This is a genomic window from Arthrobacter sp. TWP1-1, assembly GCF_049897845.1.
Classification (GTDB): Bacteria; Actinomycetota; Actinomycetes; order Actinomycetales; family Micrococcaceae; genus Specibacter.
In genome coordinates this window covers 261,802-285,786 of record NZ_JAFCXC010000005.1, presented here as the reverse complement: position 1 = coordinate 285,786, position 23,985 = coordinate 261,802, and the positions used below count along the sequence as shown (strand labels likewise).

Genomic DNA, 23,985 nt, shown 5'->3' with positions numbered 1-23,985 from the left:
CAGCTAAACGGTCCTGCCATCACCACAGGGGCGGCAACAACAAAACCAAATAACCAATTCAATATAAATAAATTGGTATCAATAAAACTTGGCACACTATTGAGTTCTCAAACAACAACTGCATTCGAGTAATTGCTAATTAGTAATTCATAATTAGTTTTCGTCGTTGCGATATTCATACTTTATTTCATTAGAATTCATTTTGTCCAATCCGCATCGTGTGCGGTTGGTCACTTCATGAATTCCACAAATCTATGTTTTCAAGGTTATTTCGACTCAAGAAGTCAACAATATCCATGGAAGTTTTAGATTTGGATACCTGCAAGATGGGAGTCGGTGCTTCTTTCGAAGCGGCTCAACCTTGTGCAAGCAACAGATAGAACAATACACAGATACCCGCCCCCAACGCAAGTCGGGAACGGGTACCTTCATGAATGGGCCCACGCTTGCTAGGTTCCCGGGAAATCGCGTCAGCGATTTACTGGGCCAGCAAGTGGGGACTAGCCGGCTAGTTCAACCATGGCCAGGGTTCGCTTGCCACGACGCACCAACAGGAACTTGCCATGAAGTGCATCGCCGGCGCCCAGAACGGCGTCGAGATCGGTGATCTTGACGTTGTTGACGTAGGCGCCACCCTCCCCCACAGTGCGGCGTGCTTCTGAATTGCTCTTGGACAGACCGGCGGCAACCAACAGCTCAACGATGTTCAGGCCCTCCGCAGGTGCGGCCGATCGCGGCAGTTCGCGAGTCGCAGATTCCAAGGTAGCCAGGTCCAGCTCGGCTAGATCGCCCTGGCCAAACAAGGCACCGGATGCAGCAATGACCTTCATCGTGGCGTCGACACCATGTACCAGCGAGGTGACCTGGAAAGCGAGGGTGCGCTGACCTTCACGTGCCTGAGGCTTGGTTTCCACGGACTCGCCGATGGCCGCAATCTCTTCCTTTGACAGGAAGGTGAACACCTTCAGTCGGTCAACCACATCGGCATCTGCCGTATTGAGCCAGAACTGGTACATGTCGAACGGGCTGCACATGGCTGCATCGAGCCAGATTGCATTGCCTTCACTCTTGCCAAACTTGGTGCCATCGGAGTTCGTGATCAACGGGGTGCCCAGCGCATGGACCGAAGCGCCTTCAACCTTGCGGATCAGCTCGGTTCCACTGGTGAGATTCCCCCACTGATCGGAGCCACCCTGCTGCAGAACACAGCCGTACTGGCGGAACAACTCCAGGTAATCCATGCCCTGCAGAATTTGGTAGCTGAACTCGGCGTAGCTGATGCCCTCGTCCGAGTTCAGGCGCGAGGCAACGATGTCCTTCTTGATCATGGTGCCGACGCGGAAGTACTTACCAATGTCGCGCAGGAAATCGATGGCGCTCATGGGCGCCGTCCAGTCAAGGTTGTTGACCATACGGGCAGCGTTATCGCCCTCAAAGGACAGGAATCGTTGGACCTGACCCTGCAGGTAGCCAACCCACTCGGAAACTGTCTCCTTTGAGTTCATGGTGCGCTCCGCCGTCGGACGAGGGTCCCCCACCAAACCTGTGGAACCGCCCACCAAACCCAGCGGCTTGTGGCCGGCCAACTGCATGCGTCGCATGGTCAGGAGCTGAACAAGGTTGCCAAGGTGCAGGCTGGGTGCTGTGGGGTCGAACCCGCAATAGTACGTGATCGGCTCGCCGGCGAGGAGCTCTTCAAGAGCTGCCTCGTCCGTGGAGACCTGGACCAGGCCTCGCCACTTGAGCTCCTGCCAAACATTGGCGAAGCTGGGATCGTTCTCGGGGGCGCGGAGTTCAGTTTGCAAAGACACGCTCCAAAATTACCAGTACGACGGCGATTCTTCCGATTCGCACTCTCGCGTTGCGTGCCAGTGTCGTTGCGTTGGGCAACGTCACTGGCACGCGGTCACGTATTTACGCTTCGATTCCCGCTGGCAGTGGCTGCGAGGTGATCAGGCGCAGGCGCTGGGTGGGGCGGGTCATGGAGACGTACAGATCGCCCACGCGGCCGTGTGCATCGGAGAGCAGGGTTGCCGGCTCAACGATGATGACCCCGTCAAATTCCAGGCCCTTGGCCTCGTGCGGGTCAATGACCACGATGTCTTGCTCGAGAGATCCAGCGCCATGGCCAATCCGGTTCCCATACACGGCGCGGAGGGCCGTTGCCGTCTCCTGCACCATGGCCGCAGGAGTAATCACGGCAACAAGACCGCCGCCAACAGCAGCCGTCTCCTCAGGCATGACCGCAACAACTTGCGCAACCACGTCGGTCGCGGCGACGACGTCAACAAGGGGTTCCCATTCGCCGTCGCGCACTGCCTTGGGCGCCGAGACTACCTGCCCGGCGGCATTGGCCATGCGAACAGCGGCCTCAGCGATCTGCATCGGCGTGCGGTAGTTGACAGTGAGTTCTTCCATGTTCCATCGCTCCCCCATGAAGGGAGTCAGCGCATCGCGCCAAGACATGGCGCCCGAGGAGGAACTTGTCTGGGCGATGTCGCCGACAATCGTGAAGGACTTCACGGGGCAGCGGCGCACGAGCAGTCGCCACTGCATGGGCGAGAGTTCCTGGGCCTCGTCAATCACCACATGGCCGTAAGCCCAGGACCGATCGGTCAGGGCGCGTTCGGCACTTGTCTGGGATGCGGCTTCAACAATGTTGTAATCCGCCAATTGTTCGGCCGTCAAGATGCCGTCCACTCCGGAATCTTCCAACTGCTGATTCATATTGGAGATGGCTTTCTCCGCGTTGGCAAGGTCGCGCTTGCGCTGGGAATCAACCGAGGCTTGGGCACGGCCGCCGGTGGCGTCCATGTCGCCAAGGAGTTCAGCGGCCTCATCAAGCAACGGCACATCCGATTCACTCCAGCGCGAACCCGGGGCGCGCAGTAGCAGTTCGCGCTCGGCAGCCGTGAAGCCTGGCGTTACGGCTTCGAGAATCTCCGGCTTGCTGAACATGTCATCCACCAGCTTCTCTGCCGTCATGGGCATCCAGCACAGGTTCAACATGACGCGCACATCGTGGGCGGAGCGGACATCCTCGGCCAGATACGACCTGTCTGCGTTGTTTCCGGCACCTGCCGACTCGATATGTTCACGCAATTGTTCGGTCAGCTCGCGCAGCAGCGTCTTGACGAAGGTGACGCGCCCTTCATTGTGCGGCACACCCAAGGCTCGCGCCTTGTCCCTTGCGCGGCGCACCTGGCGGACGGTCAGGATCAAACGGGTGCCTTCGACGTCGAGCCTGACATCCTCACGCGGCAGACGCTGACGGTTGGCGACGGCGTTGGCAACCACCTGAGCCATCGCTAAGCGGCCCTTGAGCTCAGCCGTTTCCGGTGATTCCGGAGCTGTTGCGTGCACTCCCGGGAACAGGTTGCCCACGCTGGCCATGACCACGCCGGTCTCGCCCAAGGACGGCAAGACGCGCTCGATGTATTTCATGAAGGCGTTGGACGGTCCCACCAAAAGGACGCCTGCCGCCTGCAACCGCTCCCGGTGCGTGTACAGCAGGTAGGCGGCGCGGTGCAGTGCTACGGCGGTTTTTCCGGTACCCGGACCGCCCTGGACCACAAGGGCACCGCTCAAGGGCGATCGGATGATCCGGTCCTGCTCGGCCTGAATGGTACCGACGATGTCGTTCATGCGGCCCGTGCGCTTAGAGTTCAGTGCGGCCAGAAGCGCGCCCTCACCTTGGAGGTGGTCACCTTCCACAAGCATGGTGTGGTCCAGGACGTCATCCTCGATGGCCTTGACGTTGCGGCCCTGCAAGAGCAAATGACGACGACGGCGCACGCTCAGGCGCTCAAAGGCGGTGGCCTGGTAGAACGTACCAGCCTCAGGGGCACGCCAGTCAACCATCAACTGGCGCAGATCCTCGGACAGCAGGCCAATACGACCGATGTAACGGCACTGACCGTCGTCGAGGTCCAAGCGGCCGAACACGAGCTTGTCATCTACGGCGTTTAGCTGTGCGAGACGGTTCTCATAGAGCGTGGCAAAGGCGTCACGTTCGGAACGGTTTTGATGCGTTCCCATGGATTTGGCACGGCGGACTTCACCGAGCTGCTCAACCTTTTCAGCGCGGAGTTCATCCAGCCGCGTATACAGGCCGTGTACATAAGTGCGTTCCTGGGCCAACTCGTCGTCATACATGCAAGGCTCCTGATAAGTAAGGCATACCGCCAAAAGGCGGACCGTCTAGTCTATCCCCACAGCCGCGCGGCCGTTCGCCAGCTTCGCTTAGGGCATTAGCGAATCGTGGCCCCTGCAGCTGTGGGTTTACTGCGCTTTCACACCTTCTGCAGCGAAACAACCTCATAGCCAGCGAGATTTGTCCGTCCCGGCAATCCGTCGATCTCGAGCACCACCCCTACACCGGCCACAACGGCCCCGGAGCGCTCAAGCAATGAAGCGGCAGCGCCGATCGTGCCCCCCGTGGCGAGGACGTCATCGAGAATTAACACACGCGTACCAACTGGGACATCGTCCTTGTGCAACTCAAGGGTTGCCTCGCCGTACTCCAATGCGTAATTTTCGGCGAACACCTCACGGGGCAGTTTCCCGGCCTTGCGGATGGTGATGACACCGGTTCCTGTGGCGTATGCAGCAGCCGCAGCCAGGAGGAAGCCGCGGGCCTCAATTCCGGCAACGGCGTCGAACTTTCCGGCGAAGGCGGTAACGATGGAATCAACCATCAGCTTGAAGGCCGGGCCGTCAGCAAAAACGGGGGTTAAATCTTTGAAAACAATGCCCTCTGATGGGTAGTCCTCGACTGTGGCACACAACTTGTCAAGAACCGCGGAAACATGCGGAGTTTCGGCGGTCTGGGTGTGGTTTGAAATGGGTGTTTCGGTGGCACTTAATCTCTCGTTCACCCTTCAACGGTACAGCGTCTGGGATAGGGGCTTTTCCGATGCACAAAAAGGTGCTTATATATTCTCCGTGCAACACAACATTTCACTTCTCGGACATGGTGTCCGGCTTGTGCCGTTACGGCGTCGTCACGCGGCAGATTTGTACCCCTACATCGATGCAGAGATGTGGGCCGGCATGGCTTCCGAACTGCCCACTTCCAAGCGTGCGCTGGAACGGCTTTTCGCGTCGCGAATTGCCGATCCGTCAATCATTGCGTTTGCTGTCATCGATGACGAGACCGGCACCGTAGCGGGTACCACCAGCCTTTACGATTACGTGCCGGAGCAGTCACGGGTTGAGCTGGGTATGACCTTTTTCGGCCGTAATTACTGGGGCCGCAACGTCAATGCCTCGTCAAAACTGGCCCTGTTGACCTTCGCGTTTGAAGAGTTGTTCGTATACCGCGTGACGCTGCGCTGCGATGCACGCAACGTTCGCAGCGCCGCGGCCATTGAAAAACTCGGCGCCACCCTGGACGGTGTGCTGCGTGGCTACCGCCGCGGTCATGACGGCACCCGCGTGGACACCCGAGTGTACTCGCTGCTGGAATACGAATGGCCTGCCTCGCGTTCCGGCTTGGTGCAGCGCCTGACGCCGGCGGACCTCCTTCCGGAAGTGACAGAACTCATTGAGTACTCGGAGCAGTTGATGCGCGCAGACGCGGAGAACGCACCACTCCCGGCTTGAATTTCGAGACCGTCGGATCGCCATCGATCCAATACCGCCAGGGGTAGGCGTCTGTGCCACCGGGTCCGCTGATTCCAACGCGCGGTCCGGTGCGCACCGCCGCCTCCGGAAATGGCGGCAGCGTCACGGTCACTTCCCCACCGAGCGCGGGAATGCCGTTGTGCTCGCGGGTCAACCCCAGGGCCTTGGCCAGCCGGGCTGGTCCTTGCGCCAGTTCGACGTCGTTCTTGGCAGTTGGTCTGCGCGAGCGGGCAAGCTCGAGGCCCTCCACGATCTCGCCGGCACGCATCAGGCACCCTGACGAGGTTCCCTCCGGCCGGCAGACCAGGTTCGCGCAAAAATGCATTCCATACGTGAAATACACGTAGAGGTGACCGGGCGGCCCGAACATGACAGCGTTCCGGTTCGTCTTGCCGCGGAAGCTGTGTGCGCCTGGATCGGGATCCGGGGAATCGGCCGGGCCAAGATAGGCCTCCACCTCGCTCAGACGGACGACGACGGGGCCTTCCGGACTCTCATGCCGCACCAAGGCGCCCAACAAGTAAGGCGCCACCTCAGTGGCGGGAAGCTGCAAAATTTCGAGAAGGTCCATTGGTGCGCCCATCATTCCAACCTAGCAGGGCGGCCTAATCGAGGCGGAGGCAAATTATTTGCTGTGGGAAACAGTGTTTATGTGTGGGCGTGAAAGACTACCTAGATGCCCATTGCACTGGACTTCACTCCCCCGTTTGAGCCGGGAATCTTTGACTTCCTGGCGGCCCGCGCCATAACGGGTGTTGAGGAAGCTGATTCAACCAGCTATGCCCGCACCGTGCTGTTGAGCGGTGGCCATGGGTGGTTTCGTGTCACCTGGGATGGCGTTGAATTGTTGCTCGAGCAAGATCTGGAAGAGCCCTCCGATGCTGCCGAACTGCTGAGCCATGTCCGGCACTTGTTGAATTTGGACCACAGCCCCCATCTGGCGGACGCTGCGTTGAGTGCGCACCCGCTGCTGGCGGCGAGGGTGGCTGCACTCCCCGGAATTCGTCTCCCAGGCTGCGTAAATCCGGCCGAGATCATGATCCGGGCCATGGTGGGCCAACAAATTACGGTGGCCGCGGCGCGTACTGCGCTTAAGCAGCTCGTTGCACTCAGTACCCCATCGCGCCTGCCGCATGGCTCAATGACGCATTTCTTCCCTGCCCCGGCCGAAATTGCCGCGCGTGGCAAGGAGATCCTCCGAGGTCCACAGCGGCGGATCGATTCCATTGTGGCGGTTGCCGCCATGTTGGCTGAGGGTTCGCTGCTGATCGGTCCTACGGACAGCTACGAGTCTTTGGCCGAAAAGCTTCTGCCTATCGCCGGCATCGGCCCCTGGACCGTTGGGTATGTGGCCATGCGTGTGCTCGGCAACAGCGATGTTTTCCTCCCCGGTGACGCCGCTGTCCGTAACGGCTACGGCCTACTCAGGGGAGACACACTTGCGGCGGCCCGGGCCATCAAGGCCCCGGAGCTAAGCCGCATGGCCGAGCCACTGAAGCCGTGGCGTTCCTACGCCACCTTGCATCTGTGGCGGGTTGCCGGCGAAAAGTAGTCACGACGCCACATCCCGCTAAAGTTGACGCGAAGCCATCCTTGGCGCAACGCACTACTTAACGGAAAGCGGTACACCATGCCTCTCGTTCAGATTTCCCTCATCGAGGGCCGCGATCCGCAGAAGATCCGCAACCTCATCCGTCAAGTGACAAATGCGGTGTCCGATGCGATTGATGCCCCCGTCGATTCCATCAAGGTCATTGTGACCGAGGTGGCACCCACTCACTGGGGTTCAGGCGATCTCACCGTCGCCGAGAAGCGCGGCCAGGCCAGCTAAAGCAGGCTAAGCCGGAACTATTTGGTTGCGAACGCGGTCGGCCAGGGCAGTAGCTTGGGCAGCTCAACCGAATCCGCGGCGGCTTCGGCGCGGAGGCTGCCCATAGTGGGCGTCCTGCCGGAAAGCCAAGCGGCAATATCTGTCACCATGCCCTGTACAGACACGGTGCTTTCACCCGAACCAATGGTCATGGGTGCCAGGGCCAACGGAAGAAGTTTCAGCTGGATGCCTGCGGGAACGCGGTCAGCCAAGAATTCGAACAAGTACAGGCAGAATTCCTTGGACCATGTCTCGGGGCCGCGGCCCAGCTGAAGATCGGCCAGGTGGATCACGAGCTCGCGCCAATAGGCCAGCGCACCGTCGCGTACGGCACCATCGCGGTAGCTGATGGGCAGCTCCCACTGCGCGTCATCGAGCCCGTCCAAGATGGTCAGCGCCCGCGTAAACGCGGCCGAAATGTACTCCCGGTGCTCGGCAGCGGAGTGGCCGGCGTTCATCTCGATCGCCTGCGTACGCCCGCCCTGGCCGCCGTCGTAAAATTCGATCAACTCGCCGCGCAGGGCATACTCAACCTGCCGGGCAACGGCGTTTGAAACATGCGCAATGTGAGCCAGCACGTGCCCACGCGTCCACCCGGGCAAATCCGTGGGCGCTACGACGTCGGCGTCGGTAAGGCCCCCCAATTTTGCGCCAACATTGTCGGCCGCAATCTTCAGGCGGTCCATCAGCTGTGCGTTGGAAATATCAGTCATGGCTTCAGCCTATCCGTCCTTGAAAGAAAAATGCCCGCATCCACTACGGATACGGGCATTTCCCTTGACACTCTTGTGCGGACGTACGACGCCGGTCAGGCTAGGAAGGTGCGAGCCTCGCCCAGCTGCAGCTCAAGTGCCGCCAGCTGCGCCAACACTGCCGACGGCGCGGTGCCGCCCTGTGCGTCGCGGCTGTTGAGTGAGCCGTTGGTGCTCAACACCGTGCGAACCTCGGGCGTGAGGTGCTCCGAAATGCCCGCGTACTCCTCGTCGGTCAGGTCCCACAGCTCAACACCACGAGCCTCGGCAACCTTGACGGCAGCGCCGGAGAGCTCATGAGCATCGCGGAACGGCACGCCCTGGCGGACCAGCCATTCGGCAATGTCCGTGGCCAATGCGAAGCCCTGGGGTGCCAGCGCTTCCATGCGTTCGGTGTTGAAGACCAAGGTGGCCATCATGCCGGAGACGGCAGGGAGCAACAATTCCAAGGTGTCGGCCGCGTCAAAGACGGGCTCCTTGTCTTCCTGCAAGTCCCTGTTGTACGCCAACGGCAGGCCCTTGAGCGTTGCCAGCAGCCCGGTCAGATCGCCAATCAGGCGACCAGCCTTGCCACGTGCCAGCTCGGCAACATCGGGGTTCTTCTTCTGCGGCATGATCGAGGATCCCGTGGAGTAGGAATCATGGAGCGTGACGAAGGAGAATTCCTTCGTGGCCCACAAGATAACTTCCTCGGAAACGCGTGAAAGATCCACGCCAATCATGGCCGAAACCCAGGCGAACTCGGCGAAGACGTCGCGTGATGCGGTGCCGTCGATCGAATTCCACACGGCGGAGTCGAAGCCAAGATCGGCAGCAACTGCGTTGGGATCCAGTCCCAGTGAGGAGCCGGCCAAGGCGCCCGAACCGTACGGCGACACAGCAGCGCGCTTGTCCCAGTCCACCAGACGCTGCACATCACGCAGCAGCGCCCAGGCATGGGCCAACAGGTGATGGCTCAGCAGGATCGGCTGGGCGTGCTGCAGGTGCGTGCGGCCAGGCATGGCGACACCGTGGTGCGCCTTTGCCTGTTCCACTAGGGCATCAATGACGGAGAGAACTCCGGCAGCGATGATCCGGGCGTGGTCGCGCAGGTACATGCGGCCCAGTGTGGCAATCTGATCGTTGCGTGAACGGCCGGCGCGAAGCTTGCCGCCCAGCGCCGTTCCCGCACGCTCAATCAATCCACGCTCGAGTGAGCCGTGCACGTCCTCATCGGAATCGGCAGGACCGTAGGCGCCGGACTTAACGTCCGCCTCAAGCTCGTCAAGAGCCTTCAGCATGCCTTCGAGCTCTGCCGCATCCAACAGGCCGGCCGTGTTCAGAACACGGGCGTGGGCCTTGGAGCCAGCAATGTCATACAGAGCCAAGCGCCAATCAAAGTGGGTCGATTTACTCAGGGCCGCCAGGGCGTCTGCGGGACCGCCCTGAAAGCGACCACCCCAGAGTGCACCCTCGTTAGTACCGTGCGCCATGGTTACTTGCCCGAGGCGCGCTGGTCGCGGGTGGACGCAACCTTGGAGGACATGCCCCACAGCTCGATGAAGCCCTTGGCCTGTGACTGGTCGAACGTGTCACCGGTGTCGTAGGTGGCCAGATCGAAGTCGTAGAGGGAGGTATCCGAGCGACGTCCGTTAACGATGGCCTGACCGCCGTGCATGGTCATGCGGATGTCACCGGAAACGTACTTCTGGGTGTCTTCGATGAAGGCGTCCAGTGAACGCTTCAGCGGGGAGAACCACTGGCCGTCGTAGACCAATTCGGCCCAACGCTGGCTGACTGATGCCTTGAAGCGGGCCTGCTCGCGCTCGATCGTGATGTCTTCGAGGTGCTTGTGTGCGGTGATCAAGGCCATGGCACCGGGGGCCTCGTAGATCTCGCGGCTCTTGATGCCGACCAAGCGGTCTTCGACGACGTCGATGCGGCCAACGCCCTGGGCGCCGGCGCGGCGGTTGAGTTCCTGGATGGCCTGCAGCGGGGAAACCTTGACGCCATCAATGGCAACCGGGACACCCTGGTGGAAGGAGATGACGACTTCATCCGGTGCCGGCGGGAATTCCGGGGTGGCCGTGTAGTCGTAGATGTCCTTGGTGGGAGCATTCCAGATGTCTTCGAGGTAGCCGGTTTCAACGGCGCGGCCCCAGACGTTCTGGTCGATGGAGTACGGGTTCTTCTTGGTGGTTTCGATCGGCAGGCCCTTGGCCTCGGCGAAGGCGATGGCCTTGTCGCGGGTCAGTGCCAAGTCGCGAACCGGTGCGATGCACTTCAGGTCCGGGCCGAGTGTCTGGATGCCAACTTCAAAACGAACCTGGTCGTTGCCCTTGCCGGTGCAACCGTGGGCAACCGTGGTGGCGCCGAATTCGCGGGCAGCCTTGACCAGGTGCTTGACGATTACGGGGCGGGAGATGGCCGAAACCAGCGGGTAGTGACCCTGGTACAGCGCATTGGCCTTCAGCGTCGGCATGGCGTATTCGTTGGCGAATTCGTCACGCGCATCGGCAACATAAGCCTCGACGGCGCCGCAAGCAAGGGCACGCTGGCGGATGTCCTCCAGTGACTCGCCACCCTGTCCTACGTCTACAGCCACAGCGATAACCTCGGCACCGGTGGCTTCACCGATCCAGCCGATGGCAACGGAGGTGTCAAGGCCACCGGAGTAGGCCAATACAATGCGTTCAGTCACGTTCTTGTCTCCCTTTATTCAAAACTTCTCAGAGTGTGTTTCTTGCGATACTACTCATCATAATGCATGGTTATGCATTCTTGCTAAAAGATATTCATACGGCTTTTGGCCCCTACCCCAAGCGTAGGGGCAGGCTACGCTCCCGCGCTGGATTCGGCGGCAAATTGCAGGAATCGCTCAGCAACTTCCGCACCGCCGTTCGGTTCCCGGCTGATGACCATGACGGTGTCATCCCCCGCGATCGTGCCAAGGATCGACGGCATGACCGAATGGTCGATGGCCAGGGCCAGGAAGTTGGCGGCGCCGGGCGGCGTTCGCAGCACGGCGATGTTCGCAGAAGCCTCGGCCGTGACCAGCAATTCCCCGCACAGACGGATCAGGCGCGTATCCAGCAGCTCCTGCGACGACGCCGAGTGAACACTACGGTCCCCACCTTCCTTCGGCAGTGCGTAAATCAAGGCGCCGTCCTTGCCCCGCACCCGTACGGCCCGCAATTCAACGAGGTCTCGGGACAGCGTTGCCTGGCCCACCACGAGCCCGTCGTCGGCCAATAAGGTTGCCAGCTCCGCTTGGGAACGCACGGCCCGGCTGGTCAGCAAAGCTGAGACTCGTGCCTGTCGTGCCGTTTTCGTTGCCGGCATGGCCGCCGCAGCGCTGTTTGCCTTGACCATGGCTACAGGCCAGCCACACTGGTTGCTGTGGCCGCATCCGCAGCGGTCTTCTCAACGAGCCAGACCATGAGCGCCTTCTGGGCGTGCAACCGGTTCTCGGCTTCATCCCAAACAACCGACTGCGGGCCATCAATCACCGATGCGGAAATCTCGTAGCCGCGGTACGCCGGAAGGCAGTGCAACACGATGGCGTCCGGGGCAGCCTGAGCCAGCGCTGCGTCGTCGAGCGCGTAATCGGTGAAGAGTTCAAGGCGCTGCGCCTTCTCCTCTTCCTGACCCATGGAAACCCAGGTGTCGGTCACCAAAACGTCGGCGCCGGCAACGGCCTCCGCCACGTCCGTGGTGATGACTACCGAACCACCGGTTTGTGAGGCGCGCTCCTGTGCGGCACGGACGACGCCGTCAGCCGGCAAATACCCGGACGGCCCGGTAATGCGCACGTGCATGCCCGCTGTGACGCCGGCGAGCAGGTAGGAGTTGGCCATATTGTTGGCGCTATCCCCCATATAGGTCATGGTCAGCCCGGCCAGCTCGCCTTTGTGCTCCTTGATGGTGAGCAGGTCCGCAAGCAGCTGGCAAGGGTGGTAATCATCGGAGAGGGCGTTAATGACGGGAACCTTGGAATTGGCGGCCATTTCCTCAAGGCCGGCCTGCGTGTAAGTCCGCCACACGATCGTGGACACCATGCGCTCAAGCACCTTGGCGGTGTCGGCGACAGATTCCTTGTGGCCAATCTGGGCCTCGCCCGGATTGATGATCAGCGGATTGCCGCCAAGTGCGGCAACGCCTGCGGCAAAGGAGACGCGGGTCCTGGTGGAGGTTTTGTCAAAGATGACTGCCACGGTCTGTGAACCGGACCCATCACCGGCAAAGGTGCTCTTGGAGTAGGGCTGTTTCTTCAGCTCGAGGGCAAGGTCCAAGACCTCGGCTTGTTCGGCCGGGCTCAGATCGGTATCAACGAGAAAATGGCGGGTCATCAGGACTTTCCTTCTGTCATGTTGGGGGCCGTCGCGGCTGCTGCTGCTGCTTGCGAGGCGGCATGAGCGGCGACGGCCGTGGCGAGCAGCGCCGGGAGGGCTGCAATAAAGGACTGGGCCTGATCGGCCGTCAGGTTCAACGGCGGCGCAAGGCGAATCGTGTTGGGACGAGGAGCATTGATAATGAACCCGGCCTCCAGCGCCGCAGCGACAACGCCGGCGGCCACGGGCTCAGCCAAGTCAAAGCCAATCAGGAGGCCAAAAGCGCGAACGTCGGTAACGCCTTCGACCTTTGACAGGCCCTGGGCAAAAATATCGCTCACGGTGCGCACATTGGCCAGTACGTCCTGGGATTCCAGCACATGCAAGGTGGCCAGTGCGGCGGCCGTTGCCACCGGGTTACCACCGAAGGTTGTTCCGTGCTGTCCGGCGCTGAGCAGGTGGGAGGGGCCCTCACCGAAGGTGATGATGGCGCCGATCGGGAAGCCGCCGCCCAAGCCCTTGGCCAGGGTCATGGCGTCCGGGGTGATGCCTGCGCCGAGGCCAACGAACCAGCTGCCGGTCCGGCCGACTCCGGTTTGTACCTCATCCAGAATCAACAGGGCGCCGTGTTCGCGGGTCAGGTCGCGGGCAGCCTGCAGGTATTCGGCCGAGAGCGGGCGGACACCGGCTTCACCCTGAATGGGTTCGATGACGAGGGCCGCAACGGTGCCATCCATGGCCTCGCGCAGGGCGTCAATGTCGTTGAAGGCAATGTGGCGGACGCCGGCGGGCATTGGTTCGAACGGTTCGCGGTAGGCCTGCTTGGCCGTCATGGCGAGAGCGCCCATGGTGCGGCCGTGGAAGCCACCCTCGAGGGCCAGGATCGTGGGGCGTGCCTTGCCGCCGTGGGAACGGGCCAGCTTGAAGGCCGCCTCGTTGGCTTCGGTGCCGGAGTTGGCGAAGAAGACCTTGGAGCCAAGGGGCGCCTTGCTCAGTTCGAGCAGCTTCTCGGCCAAGGCGATCTGAGTGGGGCTCGTAAAGAAATTGGAGACGTGACCCAAGGTGGACAGCTGGCTGGCGATCACCGAGGTGACGAACGGGTGGGCGTGGCCTAGCGCGTTGACGGCGATGCCGCCCAGCAGGTCCAAGTATTCCTTGCCGTCGGCGTCCCAGACCAGGGATCCTGCGCCGCGAACCAGCACCCGCTGCGGGCTGCCGAAGACGCCCATGAGGGAGCTGTTGTAGCGGGCCAGCCACTGCGCGCTCGTTCCCGTGCCGGTTACGGCGGCGGCATTGGCGGTGCCAAGGTTGATCTTGTTTTTATCGTTGCTCGACTCAGTCATCAGTCTTGGTCCTCATCGGGGAAAATTTGTGTTCCATTGCCTTCAAATGTCATCAATTCCAACAGCACCGAGTGGGCGCTACGTCCGTCAACGACGGCGGCCCGGGCCACCCCGCCGTCGACCGCGGCCAGGCAGGCACCCATCTTGGGGATCATGCCCGATTCCAACTCGGGCAGCATGGCACGCAGGGCGCTGGCGCCGATTTCACTCAACAGCGAGGACTTGTCGGGCCAGTTGGCGTAGAGACCTTCGACGTCGGTCAGGATCACCAGGCGCGAAGCCTCCAAGGCGATGGCCAGGGCGGCCGCTGCAGTGTCGGCATTCACGTTCAAGACGGTGGAGGCATCCCCCACTTCGGGCGCCACCGTGGAGATCACGGGAATCCGGCCTGCTTCCAACAGGTCAAGGATGGCGCCGGGGTTCACGCCAACCACCTCACCCACGAGACCAAGATCCACTGGCAGCCCATCAACCACCGTGCCGGTCCGCACGGCTTGCAGCAGGGCGCCATCCTCACCGGAAAGTCCGACGGCGTACGAGCCGTGTTCGTTGATCAGGCCCACCAGCTCGCGGCCTACTTGACCGGTGAGAACCATCCGCACCACATCCATGGCCTCGGGCGTTGTCACTCGCAGCCCACCCTTGAACTCGCTCTTGATATCAAGGCGCTTGAGCATGGCATTGATCTGCGGTCCACCGCCGTGCACAACGACAGGCTTGATCCCCACATGGTGCATAAACACGATGTCCTCGGCGAACGCTCGGCGCAGCTCATCGTTGATCATGGCGTTGCCGCCGTACTTGACCACCACCACCGTGCCCGCAAATTGCTGGATCCAGGGCAACGCCTCAATCAGCGTGCCAGCCTTGTCCTGAGCGGTTTCCACCGAAGTCATCATGCTCTTCCTTCAATCCTGTTGTTTACTGCTCTGCTGGTGCGCCTCCCGGCGGACCTTGAGGCATGTCCAACTCCCGTGACAGCCACGGCGACCAGACAATCTAGGCGGCGGAGCCGGCGTTTCCGTAGGCGACGTAAAGGAGACCGTAAGGCCGCCCGCGGCCGTCGGTCGGATAGTCGCCGAGGGAATGTCGGTCCGCCGCCGGGTCTCGACAAGCTCGACCAGCGGGGGTCAAGCTCGACCAGCGGGGGTCAAGCTCGACCAGCGGGGGGTCAAGCTCGACCAGCGCGACCACCGTGTTACGACGAGTAGGCGCTGTTTTCTTCGACGTACGCGTGCGTCAGGTCGTTCGTCCAAATGGTCGCCGTGGCCAGACCAGCGTTGAGATCGATCTCGACGGTGACTTCACGGGGCGTGAGGTCCACGAGGTCGCGGGAATCACCGATGCAGCCATTGCGGCAAATCTGGATGCCGTTGATGCTGACGTTGATCTTGTCGGGATCAAAGACGGCGTCTGTGGTGCCCACGGCGGAGAGAACCCGGCCCCAGTTGGGGTCGTTGCCGAAGATGGCGGCCTTGAAGAGGTTGGAGCGGGCCACCTCGCGGGAGACGACCTCGGCGTCGCGTTCGCTGTCTGCGTGCTTGGTGATGATGGCGATGTCATGGCTGGCGCCTTCGGCATCACCAATGAGCGCACGGGCCAGGGTGGCGCACACTTGGGTGAGGCCGGTGGTGAACTCGTCCATGTTCGGGATGGCCTTAGCGGCACCCGAGGCCATGAGGAGCACTGTGTCGTTGGTTGACATGCAACCGTCGGAGTCTGCGCGGTTGAACGTGACGCGTACGGCGTCGCGCAGTGCTGCGTCGAGCGCCTCGGTTTCAACACCGGCGTCGGTAGTGATGACAACGAGCATGGTGGCCAGGCCGGGGGCCAGCATGCCAGCACCCTTGGCCATGCCGCCGATCGTGTAGCTCACGCCGTCCTCGTTGGCGGGTGAGGTCCACAACGCTTCCTTGGAGATCGTGTCGGTGGTCATGATCGCGGTGGCCGCGGCAGCTCCGCCGTCGTCCGTCAGGGCAGCAGCAGCAGCCTCGACGCCGGGCAGGATCTTGTCCATGGGCAGCTGCTCGCCGATCAGGCCGGTGGAGCAGACGGCAATGTCAGTGGCCGAAAGACCCAGAACCTCGGCAACCTTTTCGGCCGTGGCGTGCGTGTTTTGGAAGCCCTCGGGACCGGTGCAGGCATTGGCCCCACCGGAGTTCAGGATCACGGCGTCCACGCGACCGTCGCTGAGCACCTGCCGCGACCAGTGGATGGGAGCGGCGGCTACACGGTTGGTGGTGAAGACGGCTGCTGCATGGAAGTCGGGACCGTCGTTGACCACGAGGGCCATGTCCGGGTTGCCCGATTTCTTGAGTCCGGCAGTTACGCCGGCGGCCCGGAAGCCAAGTGGGGTGGTCACGCTCATGGTGCTACTCCTTGGAAGGTCAGGCCTGTGGTTTCGGGTAGGCCGAGGGCAATGTTCATTGACTGTACTGCTCCGCCGGCTGTGCCTTTGGTGAGGTTGTCGATGACACAGCAAACAATAACGCGGTTGACGTGCGCATCGTAGGCAATTTGCAGGGCTACGTAATTCGATCCCTGCACAGATTTGGTGGTAGGCCACTGACCCTCGGGAAGCAGGCGCACAAAGTGTTCTTCCGAATAGGCCTCTTCCCAGATTTCACGCAGGGCCGTTGCCGGATCCTCCATGGCGGCGATTTCTGCAGAGACCTTGGCCGTGGCGGTGGTAAGAATCCCTCGGCTCATGGGCGCAAGCGTCGGAGTGAAGGAAACTTTCACGTCGAGGCCGGAAGCGTTGGACAGGCCCTGTTCAATTTCCGGGGTGTGACGGTGTCCGCCACCCACGCCGTAGGGGCTCATGGATCCCATGACCTCAGACCCGATCAGGTTGATCTTCGCGGCCTTGCCGGCGCCGGAGGTACCTGAAGCGGCGACAATGACGACGTCGTCCGGCAGCAGCGCACCCGCCGCGAAGCCCGGCATGAGAGCCAGCAGTGAGCTGGTGGGGTAACAGCCCGGAACGGCGACGCGCTTGGAGCCACGGAGCTTTTCACGGTTGCCAGGCAGTTCCGGGAGGCCGTACGGCCAGGTGCCTGCATGCTCGGAACCGTAGAACTTTTCCCATGCTGCGGCGTCCTGCAGGCGGTGGTCGGCTCCGGCGTCGATCACCAAGGTGCCCGCTGGCAGCTGGGCGGCGATGGCGGCCGAGGCGCCGTGCGGCAGGGCCAGGAACACCACGTCATGGCCGGACAGGTTTTCCACCGTCGTCTCAACGAGGACGCGATCGGCAAGGGCATGCAGGTTCGGGGCAAGACTGCCTAGGCGGGTGCCGGCGTTGCTGTGCGCGGTGATGGCGCCGATCGTTACGTTGGGGTGGCTGGCCAACAGGCGCAGCACCTCTCCCCCGGCGTATCCACTGGCTCCGGAGACGGCTACTGAAATTGTCATAAGTCGACTATACAGCAGAACTATTCATAGTCACCGATATTTATCCACAAATGTTCCGTCACGTTGTAACGGCCGTCATATGATGAACTCAGAGGGCTTGCCCTGCCCATACGAGACGCACCGATTTGGAGTCCCCATGACTGAGTATGCCAACGCCATCGTCGCCGCCGCCCCAGGCGGGCCCGAGGTATTGAAGCTGACGCAGGTCCCCATGCCCGTGGCGGCAGCCGGCCAACTACTGGTGAAAATTGCCGCCGTGGGCGTGAACTTCATCGAAAGCTATCAGCGCGAGGGAATCTACCCGGTTGCCTATCCGTTCACCCCCGGAGCGGAGGCTTCCGGCCATGTGGTTGCCGTTGGCGATGGCGTGGCCGGTTTTGCTGTTGGCGACAGCGTTGCCACCGCCGAAGGTATCGCTTGCTACGCCGAGTACGCCATTTTTCCCGCTGAGAAGGCCTTCCACGTTCCGGCTGGCGTCCCCATGGATGTTGCGGCGGCACTCCCCCTGCAGGGCATGACCGCGCACTACCTCATGAACTCCACGTTCCATGTTGAGCCCGGCCAGACGGTCCTGCTACACGCCGGCGCCGGGGGTGTTGGCCTGCTGTTGACGCAGATGCTGAAGGAACGCGGTGCACGGGTGATCACTACGGTATCCACCGAGGAGAAGGAAGAACTCTCCCGCGTTGCCGGCGCCGACGAGGTGCTGCGTTATGACAACTTCGCCTCGAAGGTGCGTGAGTTCACCGACGGGGTGGGCGTAGATGTAGTGTTCGACGGCGTTGGCAAGGACACGTTCGACGGCTCGCTGGCGTCGCTGCGCACTAGGGGCATGTTGGTTCTCTTTGGCGGGGCCTCGGGCCAGGTTCCCCCGCTTGATCTGCAGCGATTGAACACCGGCGGCTCCCTGTTCGTCACCCGCCCCACACTGGGAAACTACCTTTTGAACGCCCAAGAACGCAGCTGGCGTGCGACCGAGGTGTTCAATGCGGCCGCATCGGGTGCATTGTCGGCCCGGATCGGCGCCCGCTTCCCGCTCGCCGAGGCCGGAGCAGCTCACGCAGCCTTGCAGGGCCGCGTCACGACAGGCAAGGTCATTTTGGAGCCGTAGGTCTTCCGCGTCCGCCGTGATTGGACTTTGCTGACTGCCCCACCAACACTGCCCCACCAGCGCAAGGAGCGGCCGCCAAAGTCCAGTCAAGGAAAGTGATACCGGACACTGTGGGGGACATAAAAAGCAATTTACTGTCTTTATTCAACTTCCGTTCATCTTCATGGTGCATGGTAGGGCCGTGAATCCTGCCTCATTGAATATCCCCGAGACTCAAGCAACAGCTTCCCCCGCACATGTATCGACAGCTGAATTTGTCGCTCAGATGCCAGGCAGCGAACTGGCACCCGAACCCAGAACCCTATGGGACATCTTGCAAGCTTCGGCAGAGTTGAACCCCGATGCCACGGCATTGGACGATGGCATGAAGTCACTCAGCTATGACGAACTCCTGAAGGCTGTGCGATTCAAGGCCGAAGAGCTCACTCGGGCCGGCCTCGGCGCCGGGGACAAAATTGGCGTGCGGATCCCATCCGGAACCTCGGAGCTTTACCTCGCGATTTTGGCCATTCTCTCCATTGGCGCCGCGTACGTCCCGGTTGATGCAGACGATCCCGAGGAACGGGCCACACTGGTCTTCGGCGAGGCGGGAGTTGCCGCCGTGCTCGGTGACCCGCAAGCAGGGAAGGCCCTCACCCAGTTCGGCGAACGCCCCACGCCCTTCCCTCATCCCCGCGAACCGCTTCCTTCGGACGACGCCTGGATCATCTTCACCTCCGGTTCCACCGGCACCCCGAAGGGTGTGGCCGTCAGCAACCGCTCCGCCGCAGCGTTCGTTGATGCAGAGTCTCGAATTTTCCTGCAGTCCGAACCGATCGGGCCCGATGACCGGGTGTTAGCCGGATTGTCGGTCGCCTTCGACGCCTCGTGCGAGGAAATGTGGCTGGCCTGGCGCTACGGCGCCGCCTTGGTCCCCGCCCCGCGTTCCTTGGTCCGTTCAGGCATGGACCTCGGCCCCTGGCTAATTTCCCATGGCATCACCGTCGTCTCCACCGTCCCCACGTTGGCAGCCCTCTGGCCTGCAGAGGCCTTGGAATCAGTGCGTTTGCTCATCTTTGGCGGCGAGGCATGCCCTCCGGAACTCGCAACCCGCCTGGCTGTCAAGGGCCGGGAAGTCTGGAACACCTATGGCCCCACCGAGGCAACGGTCGTCGCCTGCGCTGCGCCGTTGGGCGGCGAAGGCCCTGTACGGATCGGCTTGCCACTAAACGGCTGGGACCTGGCCGTTGTCGACTCCTCCGGTGCACCCGTGGCCGAAGGCGAGGTCGGCGAATTGATCATCGCCGGCGTTGGCCTTGCCCGTTATCTTGACCCTGAGAAGGACGCCGAGAAATACGCACCCATGCCCGCATTTGGTTGGGACCGCGCGTACCGCAGCGGTGACTTGGTGCGGCTGGACAGCGTGGGACTCATCTTCATGGGCCGCGCCGATGACCAGGTGAAGCTGGGCGGACGGCGCATCGAACTCGGTGAAATTGACGCAGCACTTCAGGCCCTGCCCGATATTTCCGGCGCAGCTGCCGCCGTCCAGGACACGGCAGGTGGCAGTCAGCTACTAGTCGGTTACCTGGTTCCGGCTCCCGGCACCACGCCCGATGCGGCCGCCCTGCGCAGCCTGCTGGCCGAAACACTGCCGGCCCCCTTGATTCCCCTGCTCACCTTCACCGATTCCCTGCCGACCAAAATTAGCGGAAAAGTGGATCGCAAGGCCCTGCCGTGGCCGTTGGAACAGCCCGCGGACGACGGCGGATCCCTCGCCGGGACGCTGACCCCGGACGCGCAGTGGGTCCTCGAGCAATGGCAGGGCGTGTTGGTCGGTTCACCGTCCTCACTCGATGCCGACTTTTTCGCCAGCGGCGGCGGTAGTTTGGCTGCCGCCCAGCTCGTCTCGGCCTTGCGCCAGCGTTATCCGCGCATCACGGTCGCCGATGTTTACTCACATCCACGGATCGGCGCCTTGCTCGAACTCGCCTTGGGCTCAGTCCCGGTAGGCGGCGCCGGCAAGACAGTAACCCGCACCGTGGGGCGGACCCGCCGCAGCTCGCAGGTGTTCCAGACACTGATGGGCGTGCCCCTGCACATTCTGGTGGGCATGCGCTGGCTCACGTACCTGATGGCACTGAATAACATCGCTTCCTGGCAGGGCATCCTGCCAGGTGCGCCCACCATCTCATGGTGGTGGGTCGCAGCATCGTGGGTCGTCTTCGTCTCCCCTTGGGGGCGAATGGGCATCTCGGTGGTCTCGGCTCGGCTGCTACTTCGCGGAGTCACCCCCGGCAGCTATCCACGTTCCGGCAAGGTTCACCTCCGTCTGTGGCTTGCCGAGCAAATCGCCGACATGGCTGCCGCGGTCTCTCTGGCCAGTGCTCCCTGGGTGCCCTACTACGCCCGCGCGCTGGGCGTGAAGATGGGCAAGAATGTGGACCTGCATTCGGTACCACCGGTGACCGGCCTGCTGCGTTTGGCCGAAGGTTGCTCAGTTGAACCCGAGGTAGATCTTTCCGGCTGGTGGATCGATGGCGACTGGGTGCACATTGGCGAAATATCCATTGGTGCCGGTGCCGTGGTTGGCGCCCGCAGCACGTTGATGCCTGGAGCCCGCATCGGAGCCGGTGCTCATGTGGCGCCAGGATCCGCGGTGCGCGGCAAGATCAAGCCCGGCGTTACAGTTTCCGGATCCCCCGCGGAGCGGACCGGCAAGGCCAAAAATACCTGGCCGGAGCTGCGCGCTACCACCACGTGGCTGGGCGAACTTCCCTTTGCCAGCGCGTCTGCAGTGCTGTCCTTGATTCCTTTTGTGGCAGCAGCCGCTGCCGTTTGGATCGTGTTGGCCACCATCGCTGGCCAGCCGTCATTCTCGGCCGCACTGCCTACACTTCTGTGGGCGGTTCCCGTGGCTGCGCTCAGTTGGTTCCTGACTCTCTTGGTGCTAATTCTTGCCACCGTGCGGCTACTGGGCGTGGGGTTGAAAGAAGGGCACTACCCCGTTCGAAGCAGGATCGGCTGGCAGGTGTGGGCCACCGAACGGGTGCTAGACATGGCCCGTGATCTCCTGTTCCCCATCTATTCCAGTCTCTTTACCCCGGTTTGGCTGCGTCTGCTTGGCGCCAAGGTTGGCAAGAACGTAGAAGCTTCCACAGTGCTGCTGCTGCCGAAGATGACAACCATTGGCTCCGGGGCATTCCTTGCCGATGACACCATGATCGCCTCCTACGATCTGGGCGGCGGCTACGTCCACATCGCACCCGCCAAGGTGGGCAAGCGCTCCTTCCTTGGCAACTCCGGCATGGCTGCGGCGGGCCGCACCTTGCCGAGAAACTCCCTCGTGGCTGTCCTCTCGGCAACACCCGCCAAGGCCAAGGCCGGCACATCATGGTTGGGCAGCCCGCCCGTCCGCCTGCGCCGCACCAATCTGAACACCGACGAATCGTTGACCTTCGCCCCGCCCCTGCGGCTCAAGGTGGCAAGGACCCTGTGGGAAAGTTGCAGGCTAGTCCCCACAGTTCTCGCGGTAGCCATCCCCGCAGCCGTACTGGCCGTCTTCGACGCCGTCGCGCTTGCCAGCAGCTATTGGGTAGCCGCCCTCATCAGTGGCATCGTCATCATGATGGCCGGAGCCGTTGCGGCAGGCAGCGCGGTTGCCGCCAAGTGGCTACTCGTTGGTAGGATCAAGCGCAGCGAGCACCCGCTCTGGAGCTCCTTCATTTGGCGCAACGAGGTAGTGGACACCTTTATTGAAATGGTGAGTGCACCGTGGTTTGCTCGCGCGGCCGTTGGCACACCTGCCATGGTGTGGTGGCTGCGTTCGCTCGGCGCCAAGATCGGGCACGGTACCTGGTGCGAAAGCTACTGGCTGCCTGAGGCCGACTTGGTCTCCCTGGGCGAGAGTTCCACCGTCAACCGCGGCTGTGTAATCCAGACCCACCTCTTCCATGACCGGGTCATGGCCATTGATACGGTTACGCTGGAAGCTGGGGCCACCATGGGCCCACACGGGGTAATTCTGCCGGCGGCAAGCATCGGTACAAGTGGCACCGTGGGCCCGGCGTCCCTTGTAATGCGCGGTGAAAGCGTGCCTGCCAGCAGCTATTGGATGGGTAATCCCATCAGCCCCTGGAAGGGTCCGGAATTCGCGGACCGCGCCTGATCCCCAACTGATTCGGAAACTTTACAAGCATGAAAATCCTGCACCGCCCACGGCATCCGGCAAACTCGGACGTCCCGGCCGCCCCGGATCCGTACATTCCCCTGCACGGCAGCACCCATTATGGGGTGAAGCACTATGACCTTGAAGTGGAAGTCCGACTCGCCGGGAACCATGTGCAGGGCCGTGCCATCATCACGGCCAAGGCCCTAGTTCCTTTGGTTTCGGTTGACCTTGACCTCGTCGGTTTGGGCATGGACAAGGCCTCCATTGATGGGACCCGGATAGTCAAGCATGCCCAGCGTGCTGGGAAATTGCAGCTCCAGCTGCCATCGCCGGTACCAGCTGGTGCGGAATTCACACTGGACATTCGCTATAGCGGAATTCCGGCACCCGACAACGGCCAGTGGGGTGAAGTCGGCTGGGAGGAACTGGCCGACGGCGTTTTGGTCGCAGGCCAGCCCACCGGGGCGCCAACGTGGTTCCCATGCAACGACAGGCCCGACGACAAGGCTTCCTACCGCATTGCGGTCACCACGGACGCCGATTACACGGCAGTATGCAACGGTACGTTGCTTTCGCACACGAAAAAATCTAGCCGTGAAACGTGGGTGTACGAACAGGCCGCCCCTATGGCGAGCTATCTTGCCACGGTCCAGATTGGCCGGTACAAATTGCTCGCCTTGCCGGCTCCGGCAGGTCAGTCCCAGCTCCCCATCACGGTGGCCGTACCGAAAAAGCTTCAGTCCAAGGCGGCCACGGCTTTGGCAAGGCAACGGGAAATGGTGGACGTCTTCACGCAGGCCTTTGGGCCGTATCCATTTCCCACGTACACGGTGGTGGTGACCGAGGACAAGCTGGAAATCCCGCTTGAGGCGCAATCCCTCTCCATCATTGGCTGCAACCACCTTGACACCGGCTGGGATTCCCAACGCCTGATTGCCCATGAACTCTCGCATCAGTGGTTCGGCAACTCCTTGACCTTGGCCTCATGGCGCAATATTTGGCTGCATGAAGGCTTCGCCTGCTACGCCGAGTGGCTGTGGTCCGAAGAGAGCGGTTCAATGACCATTGCCGAACGGGCCGCCGCGGCGCACGCAAAACTGCTCGCCGAACCGGTCGCCTTGACGGTCGGTGATCCGGGGCCGGAAATGATGTTTGACGATGCCGTATACAAGCGCGGGGCACTCGCGCTGGTGGCCATCCGCACAGCGGCCGGTGATGCAAACTTCTTTGCCCTGCTCAAACGGTGGGTGGCTGAGAACCGCCATGGTTCGGTTTCCACGGCCGCTTTCGTGGCCTTGGCCGATGAAATGTGCGGCGATATCCCGGGATTCTCGGCTGCCGACATTCTTCTTCCGTGGTTGTACCGGCAGTCACTACCTTCACTCCCCCGCGGCTAGGACACTGCAGCAGTTA

19 protein-coding genes are annotated in these 23,985 nt (G+C 61.9%); 6 read left to right on the top strand and 13 right to left on the bottom strand.

The genetic code is table 11. The features are described from left to right. Positions 1 to 500: 500 nt before the first annotated feature. From tyrS to ACP7B9_RS11765, 3 genes are all read right to left on the bottom strand, one after another. Positions 501 to 1,811, bottom strand: a complete 1,311-nt coding sequence (tyrS, locus tag ACP7B9_RS11775; RefSeq protein ID WP_425863552.1) for a tyrosine--tRNA ligase — start codon at positions 1,809 to 1,811, stop codon at positions 501 to 503. 103 nt (positions 1,812 to 1,914) lie between these two features. After that, positions 1,915 to 4,155, bottom strand: coding sequence for a HelD family protein (locus ACP7B9_RS11770; protein ID WP_425863550.1), 2,241 nt, complete (start codon positions 4,153 to 4,155; stop codon positions 1,915 to 1,917). A 137-nt stretch (positions 4,156 to 4,292) separates the two neighbouring features. Beyond that, positions 4,293 to 4,844, bottom strand: coding sequence for an adenine phosphoribosyltransferase (locus ACP7B9_RS11765; RefSeq protein WP_425863590.1), 552 nt, complete (start codon positions 4,842 to 4,844; stop codon positions 4,293 to 4,295). A 100-nt stretch (positions 4,845 to 4,944) separates the two neighbouring features. Here ACP7B9_RS11765 and ACP7B9_RS11760 point away from each other — a divergent pair, with 100 nt between their 5' ends. Further along, on the top strand, positions 4,945 to 5,604 hold the full coding sequence (locus ACP7B9_RS11760) for a GNAT family N-acetyltransferase (RefSeq protein ID WP_425863548.1): 660 nt from the start codon (positions 4,945 to 4,947) through the stop codon (positions 5,602 to 5,604). On the opposite strand, the gene ACP7B9_RS11755 is transcribed toward ACP7B9_RS11760, so the two are convergent. After that, positions 5,543 to 6,196: a DNA-3-methyladenine glycosylase gene (locus tag ACP7B9_RS11755; protein ID WP_425863546.1), complete on the bottom strand. Its 654-nt coding sequence runs from the start codon at positions 6,194 to 6,196 to the stop codon at positions 5,543 to 5,545. The genes ACP7B9_RS11760 and ACP7B9_RS11755 overlap by 62 nt on opposite strands. A 105-nt stretch (positions 6,197 to 6,301) precedes the next feature. Here ACP7B9_RS11755 and ACP7B9_RS11750 point away from each other — a divergent pair, with 105 nt between their 5' ends. After that, the gene (locus tag ACP7B9_RS11750) at positions 6,302 to 7,177 is read left to right on the top strand and encodes a DNA-3-methyladenine glycosylase family protein (protein ID WP_425863544.1); all 876 of its coding nucleotides are present in this window, start codon (positions 6,302 to 6,304) and stop codon (positions 7,175 to 7,177) included. A 78-nt stretch (positions 7,178 to 7,255) separates the two neighbouring features. Continuing rightward, the gene (locus tag ACP7B9_RS11745; RefSeq protein ID WP_425863542.1) at positions 7,256 to 7,456 is read left to right on the top strand and encodes a tautomerase family protein; all 201 of its coding nucleotides are present in this window, start codon (positions 7,256 to 7,258) and stop codon (positions 7,454 to 7,456) included. Positions 7,457 to 7,473: 17 nt separating this feature from the next. Here the strand turns inward: ACP7B9_RS11745 and ACP7B9_RS11740 are convergent, their stop codons facing one another. The 9 genes from ACP7B9_RS11740 to argC all read right to left on the bottom strand — a co-directional run bounded on the left by ACP7B9_RS11740 (position 7,474) and on the right by argC (position 17,311). Beyond that, complete coding sequence (locus tag ACP7B9_RS11740; RefSeq protein WP_425863540.1) at positions 7,474 to 8,208, bottom strand: maleylpyruvate isomerase family mycothiol-dependent enzyme; 735 nt, start codon at positions 8,206 to 8,208, stop codon at positions 7,474 to 7,476. A gap of 95 nt (positions 8,209 to 8,303) precedes the next feature. Next, entirely contained in the window at positions 8,304 to 9,719 is a 1,416-nt protein-coding gene (gene argH / locus ACP7B9_RS11735; protein ID WP_425863538.1) for an argininosuccinate lyase, read from the bottom strand. Between the two features lie 2 nt (positions 9,720 to 9,721). After that, positions 9,722 to 10,927, bottom strand: a complete 1,206-nt coding sequence (locus ACP7B9_RS11730) for an argininosuccinate synthase (RefSeq protein WP_425863536.1) — start codon at positions 10,925 to 10,927, stop codon at positions 9,722 to 9,724. Between the two features lie 134 nt (positions 10,928 to 11,061). Further along, a complete protein-coding gene (locus ACP7B9_RS11725) occupies positions 11,062 to 11,598 on the bottom strand; it encodes an arginine repressor (RefSeq protein WP_425863534.1) in 537 nt (178 codons plus the stop codon). 2 nt (positions 11,599 to 11,600) lie between these two features. Further along, positions 11,601 to 12,575, bottom strand: a complete 975-nt coding sequence (argF, locus tag ACP7B9_RS11720; RefSeq protein WP_425863532.1) for an ornithine carbamoyltransferase — start codon at positions 12,573 to 12,575, stop codon at positions 11,601 to 11,603. Continuing rightward, a complete protein-coding gene (locus ACP7B9_RS11715) occupies positions 12,575 to 13,900 on the bottom strand; it encodes an acetylornithine transaminase (protein WP_425863530.1) in 1,326 nt (441 codons plus the stop codon). Before ACP7B9_RS11715 ends, argF begins: the two co-directional genes overlap by 1 nt. After that, on the bottom strand, positions 13,900 to 14,796 hold the full coding sequence (argB, locus tag ACP7B9_RS11710) for an acetylglutamate kinase (protein ID WP_425863588.1): 897 nt from the start codon (positions 14,794 to 14,796) through the stop codon (positions 13,900 to 13,902). Before argB ends, ACP7B9_RS11715 begins: the two co-directional genes overlap by 1 nt. Positions 14,797 to 15,098: 302 nt before the next feature. Next, a complete protein-coding gene (gene argJ / locus ACP7B9_RS11705; protein ID WP_425863529.1) occupies positions 15,099 to 16,268 on the bottom strand; it encodes a bifunctional glutamate N-acetyltransferase/amino-acid acetyltransferase ArgJ in 1,170 nt (389 codons plus the stop codon). Beyond that, positions 16,265 to 17,311: an N-acetyl-gamma-glutamyl-phosphate reductase gene (gene argC, locus ACP7B9_RS11700; RefSeq protein WP_425863527.1), complete on the bottom strand. Its 1,047-nt coding sequence runs from the start codon at positions 17,309 to 17,311 to the stop codon at positions 16,265 to 16,267. Before argC ends, argJ begins: the two co-directional genes overlap by 4 nt. A gap of 136 nt (positions 17,312 to 17,447) precedes the next feature. On the opposite strand from argC, the gene ACP7B9_RS11695 reads away from it, so the two are divergent. From ACP7B9_RS11695 to ACP7B9_RS11685, 3 genes are all read left to right on the top strand, one after another. Beyond that, positions 17,448 to 18,422, top strand: a complete 975-nt coding sequence (locus ACP7B9_RS11695) for a quinone oxidoreductase family protein (RefSeq protein WP_425863525.1) — start codon at positions 17,448 to 17,450, stop codon at positions 18,420 to 18,422. Between the two features lie 265 nt (positions 18,423 to 18,687). Next, entirely contained in the window at positions 18,688 to 22,569 is a 3,882-nt protein-coding gene (locus tag ACP7B9_RS11690) for a Pls/PosA family non-ribosomal peptide synthetase (RefSeq protein ID WP_425863586.1), read from the top strand. 29 nt (positions 22,570 to 22,598) lie between these two features. Beyond that, positions 22,599 to 23,969, top strand: a complete 1,371-nt coding sequence (locus ACP7B9_RS11685; RefSeq protein WP_425863523.1) for a M1 family metallopeptidase — start codon at positions 22,599 to 22,601, stop codon at positions 23,967 to 23,969. The last annotated feature ends 16 nt before the right edge of the window (positions 23,970 to 23,985 follow it).